The organism is uncultured Aliivibrio sp., assembly GCF_946479765.1.
Classification (GTDB): domain Bacteria; phylum Pseudomonadota; class Gammaproteobacteria; order Enterobacterales; family Vibrionaceae; genus Aliivibrio.
In genome coordinates this window covers 1-5318 of record NZ_CAMLHO010000094.1, presented here as the reverse complement: position 1 = coordinate 5318, position 5318 = coordinate 1, and the positions used below count along the sequence as shown (strand labels likewise).

Below are 5318 nucleotides of genomic sequence, written 5' to 3'. Positions count from 1 at the left end.
CAAGATAAGCATTATGATTATCTTGGGTTTTTTATATCTTATCCATTTAACTCAAGGTACATTTCAACAATCCCATCTGCCATTTGTACATCAATATGGAAGCCAAAATGTTGCGCTAAACCAATCATGCCTCGGTTTGATGGCATTGTCATCCCATTCATTACTTTAATTCCTTGATCTCTGCAATAACGAATAATTTTATCCATTAGGATTTTACCTAAACCAAGTCCTTTTAAATCAGATCTCACTAAGACTGCAAATTCAGTATTTTGATTTTTCGGATCAGATAATGCACGAACAACAGCAATAATGACTTCTTCATTGTCGACTTGTTTAGTGGCTACAAATGCCATTTCACGATCGTAATCAATTTGAGTGAAATTTGCTAAGGCCTCATGATTAAACTCTCCAACATCAGAGAAAAAACGTTTATACAAATCATCTGTTGAAACTTGAGCAATGAATGCGGCATGCTTAGGTTCATCTTCTGGAAGGATAGGGCGTAATAATACTGAGCTATGATCTTTTAATTGAGCAAATTCTTCTAATTCATTAGGGTAAGGACGAATGGCTAATCGTTTATGAATGTCACCAGTGAAGTGTTGAAGTTTCATTGAAGAGTCTATAATCGTGAGATCAATACCAGAAATAAGCAAAGGATGAATATCAAGCTCTACGATTTCAGGACAATCGAGTATCATTTGTGAAAGTCTGACAAGAAAAGCACTTAAATCAAACATGCTCATTTTAGTAGGAGAATTTCTATCATGTATGATGTTTTCTTTGATCGCGTATTTTATTAGATTTTCAGCAAGAGCCATATTCAATGGTGGAAGCGCAACCGCTGCATTATTATTAAGATCCCATTCAGATCCACCTTCTCCTAATAGGATTACAGGCCCAAAGACGGGATCTTGACACATCTTGATTCTTAACTCTTGAGATCCAGCTCGCACAGCCATTTTTTGTACACTTAATCCTGCAATTCTAGCGGATGGATAACTGATAGAAACACGATCTATAATGGATTGTGCCGCAGTAATGACCTCTTCTTTTGTGTTTAAATTAAGCATTACCCCTTGAATATCTGACTTGTGTGGGATATTTGGTGATCTGAGTTTCACTGCAACAGGGTATCCAATGCTTTCAGAAATATAACCCGTTTCTACCGGATCTTCAGTGATCCAAGTATTTAGTGTTTTGAATCCGTAGCAAGTTAATAGTTTCTGTGTTTCATGGGTATCTAACTCAACAAGGTTGTGTGAAACGCAGTTATCTAGCCATTCTCTTGCCATTTTTGCGTCGTGCTTATCTATATGGCCTGATGAGACTGGGGTTTCGATGAGTAACTTCTGATTTCGATGATATTCGACGAGATGGAGAAAGGCAGAGACAGAGCTTTCAGGGGTTCGATAGGTTGGGATCCCAGCTTGAGTAAACCGTAATCGAGCTTCTTTAGATGAGGTTTCACCAGACCAATTAGTTAAAATAGTGAATTTTAATCTTCGTTTATGATTCTTAATTAAATCAATAAGTTTAGACGCGGTATTGGTGGCGTTAGAAATAGCAGATGGACTATGCATGATTAAAATAGCATCGCAATCATCACTGTCTAGCAATTTAGTGACAGTGTCACAATAGCGTTGTTCGTTTGCATCCCCCCCAATATCTATTGGGTTTGAATGAGACCAATTTGGTGGTAATAATTCATTCAGTTGCTGTATTAAGGGCTCTGATAATATAGCAAGTTGTCCTCCTTGCTGCATGAGGCTATCTACAGCCATAATTGCAGGACCGCCACCATTGGTTACTATGGCTAACCGATGTCCACGAAAAGGAATAGGGTGTGCAAGCGTTTCTACTGCGGCAAATAATTCATGAGTATTGGATACTCGTAACATACCGGCACGTCTTATGGCTGAATCATAAACAGCATCTAGACTGATTTCACCGTTGGTATGCAGCTGTGCAGCTTTACTTCCAGCGACAGAACGCCCACTTTTCACAACTAAGATCCGTCGGTTACGTGCAGCGGCACGTGCAGCAGACATAAATCGTCGAGCGTCTTTTATGGAGTCAATATACAGTAATATAGCGTCAGTTTTAGAGTCGGTACATAAGGTATCAAGCAGTTCGCTGAAATCAATATCAATCCCATCACCAATAGAAACAAACGCCGAGAAACCTATTTCTTTTTCTTTTGCCCAATCTAATATAGTGGTGCAAACTGCAGCGGATTGAGAGATAAAAGCTATATTCCCTTTATTGGCATTGATTGGTGAAAATGACGCATTTAGATTCATCCACGGTAGAATAATTCCAAGACTATTAGGTCCTAATATTCTCATGCCATACTGATGTGCAATTCTAGCGGCTTCATGAGGTAGAGGCTCACCAATACCACTGCAATGGAGGTTCATATCAGATGAAAGGATGATCACAAGTTTCACGCCTTTCTCTCCTAATTGATCGAGTATTTTTATATTTTCTCTTGCTGGAGTGCATAAAATAGCAAAATCAGGTGTTATGGGTAATGAAGAAATATCGTTATAAGTGAGAATTCCGCATACTGAATGATAGGTAGGATGGACTGGCATAATTGGTCCATCGAATTCACCTTCAAGCAGATTACGCATCACAATATGACCTGCACGATCTGAATGAATAGAGGCGCCAATTACCGCAATAGAGCGAGGACGCAAAAGTGTTTTTAAATCGGACATCGCAGCTTCCTTAATCCTTATATAAGAATAAGATAGCTGAGATTAATTAATTTGGCTTTGTTGAGTAATATAAACAAAACCTAGCGCACAAAAACACGCCATTTATTGATGATTGAGCACAAATTTTACTGTAATTGAGTCGTTACACGGCTAAAGACTTGATTGTCTGTTATATCGAGTGCAAAATTAGGATATCAGCATGACTATATTGTGAATTATAATGAAAAGAATCTTACCTATTACGTTAACCGTCCTACTTGCAGGTTGTACAAGTAGCTCGTATACCACTAACATCACGACAGATTCTTCTGAAGAAGTGTATCAAGTTACTCAACCTATTGAAGAAGAAGTAGTTGCTTTTGAAGAAACTGAGGTTACTTCAACACCGGAAACGGAAGTGGTTAAATTAACTCCAGAAGATACATCAACGCTTTCAAACTCGGAAGCAGCAGTTAGTATATTACCACCAACACAAAAACAAGAAGAAATGAGTAATCGTTACGGTTACACACTTCAAATCTTAGCGCTTAGCCGTAAAACTGATTTATCAACTTATGCCAGTAAATTAACGGGTGAACAACCTGTCTGGATGAATCGCAAAACAGTAAACAACATGCCTTGGTACACTATTTTATACGGTGATTTTGCAACACCTGCTGCTGCGCGTGAAGCGATTAAGCAACTGCCTGCAGAGATCCAAGCATACGGTCCATTTGTACGTAGCATCAATAGTATTAAAAATTCAGATAACCCTGAATTACATAAATTAAATTAATATCGAATCAGTGTACTTACCAAGTGCGCTGATTACTTTCTATAGTGAATATTATGACACATATCCTTTTACTTTGTGGCGGTAGTGGTACTGAACACGAAGTGTCACTGGTTTCTTCAAAGTTCATTTCTCAACAGCTTTCTGAACTAAATGCTTTTAAAATTACCCACCTTGAAATTAAAGATGGTGCATGGTTTCATATCGAAACGGGCGAAAAATACGAGTTACGTTCGGATAAAACTCTTTTATGTGGTGAGGTAATCTCAGGTACTGTTGATTATGTTATTCCTTGTATTCACGGTTACCCTGGTGAAACTGGTGACATTCAATCAATATTGGATATGTTTGGCATTCCATATTTAGGTTGTGATGCAGAATCAAGTACTAACAGCTTTAATAAAATTACATCTAAATTATGGTATGACGCACTAGGCATTCCAAATACGCCATATTTATTCTTAACTGAAAATAATAAAGAGACACACGGCTCTGCATTATCAGCATTTAAAGAATGGGGCGCTTTATTTGTTAAGGCGGCATGCCAAGGTTCATCTGTTGGTTGTTACAAGGTCACTTCTGAGAATGAATTAGCACAAGCGATCAATGATGCTTTTGGTTACTCACAGCAAGTATTAGTAGAAAAAGCCGTTAAACCAAGAGAGCTAGAAGTTGCTGCTTATCAAATTGATGGACAGCTATTTACGACTCCTCCAGGTGAAGTTACGGCACCAGATGGCGCATTTTATAGTTACGATGAAAAATATGGCAGTGGTAGTCATTCAACCACCACGCTGACGGCACAGAATCTGTCAGATGAGCAAATAGAACTCATAAATAAATACAGTCAAAAAGTATTCACTCAAATGAAATTGAAAGACTTATCTCGTATTGATTTCTTTTTAACCGAAGATAATGAGATATTTTTGAATGAAGTCAATACCTTCCCAGGAATGACACCAATATCTATGTTCCCTAAACTGTTAGAGCATAATGGTGACTGCTTCAAAACTTTCCTAAAGAAAGCCATTTTGAACGCTATTAAATAAGCTCCATCATATATCGTTATACTATAAAAGCCTGAAATTAATCAGGCTTTTTCGTTTTAAATGCTTCTTTTTGACGCTCTGAACGCTCAATATTTCCTATATATTGATTGGGCATTGCGGGGCTAATCCAGCGGCCCATTTCTTGAATTTCGTGAATACTGTAGCCACTTCTAGAGAGCTCTTTTGTTGCACCGACACGAGCTGATAACCCTGAAAATTGAATATCAAGGTTAAGCAATTCATTAGCTCGACGAAAAACACGATAAATAGATGAATCATTCAGTGGTTTATCGGATACATTTTGGTGCCTGTCAATGGCTCTAAATAAATGACCCTGCGTAATTTGTGAAGCTTCAAGCCATTTAGTGAGTAAGCCCAATGTTTCTTCTGATAAAGGGTAATAATTTTGTTGTACTTGAACCATACAATGACCTAATTCATCAAAACAAACACTCTCTAGCTGTAAGTCCCTTAACTCACCACGTTTAAGTAATAATTCAAACATCAAATGCCAGATTATCAAATCACGAATGTCTTTTAATTCAACGGAATGACTTAGCTGCGCCTCAAGGTCTGAAAGCATAGAGAGAGTGATGCCTTCGGTTTGTTTACTATCATCTTTCTTATCTAATCGAATTTTACCAAGAGAAGCCTTAACTTGTGCATTTCTGGTTGGGTCCTTTAAATCAAAACCAATATGAACATGAGAGATAGAAATTAACGATCGTTTAATTGAGGCTAGTTTCTTTTCTTTTGCTTGTTCCTCTATAAATA

At 37.7% G+C, this 5318-nt stretch carries 4 protein-coding genes; 2 read left to right on the top strand and 2 right to left on the bottom strand.

The window, feature by feature from the left end:
- Positions 1-38: 38 nt before the first annotated feature.
- The gene (locus tag Q1K78_RS16895) at positions 39-2723 is read right to left on the bottom strand and encodes a bifunctional acetate--CoA ligase family protein/GNAT family N-acetyltransferase (RefSeq protein ID WP_300181555.1); all 2685 of its coding nucleotides are present in this window, start codon (positions 2721-2723) and stop codon (positions 39-41) included.
- 220 nt (positions 2724-2943) lie between these two features.
- On the opposite strand from Q1K78_RS16895, the gene Q1K78_RS16890 reads away from it, so the two are divergent.
- The gene (locus Q1K78_RS16890) at positions 2944-3498 is read left to right on the top strand and encodes an SPOR domain-containing protein (protein WP_300181554.1); all 555 of its coding nucleotides are present in this window, start codon (positions 2944-2946) and stop codon (positions 3496-3498) included.
- Between the two features lie 53 nt (positions 3499-3551).
- Entirely contained in the window at positions 3552-4544 is a 993-nt protein-coding gene (locus Q1K78_RS16885) for a D-alanine--D-alanine ligase (RefSeq protein WP_300181553.1), read from the top strand.
- A 37-nt stretch (positions 4545-4581) separates the two neighbouring features.
- Here the strand turns inward: Q1K78_RS16885 and Q1K78_RS16880 are convergent.
- Positions 4582-5318 (bottom strand): tyrosine-type recombinase/integrase (locus tag Q1K78_RS16880; protein ID WP_300181552.1); only part of this gene is annotated, 737 nt, incomplete at its 5' end.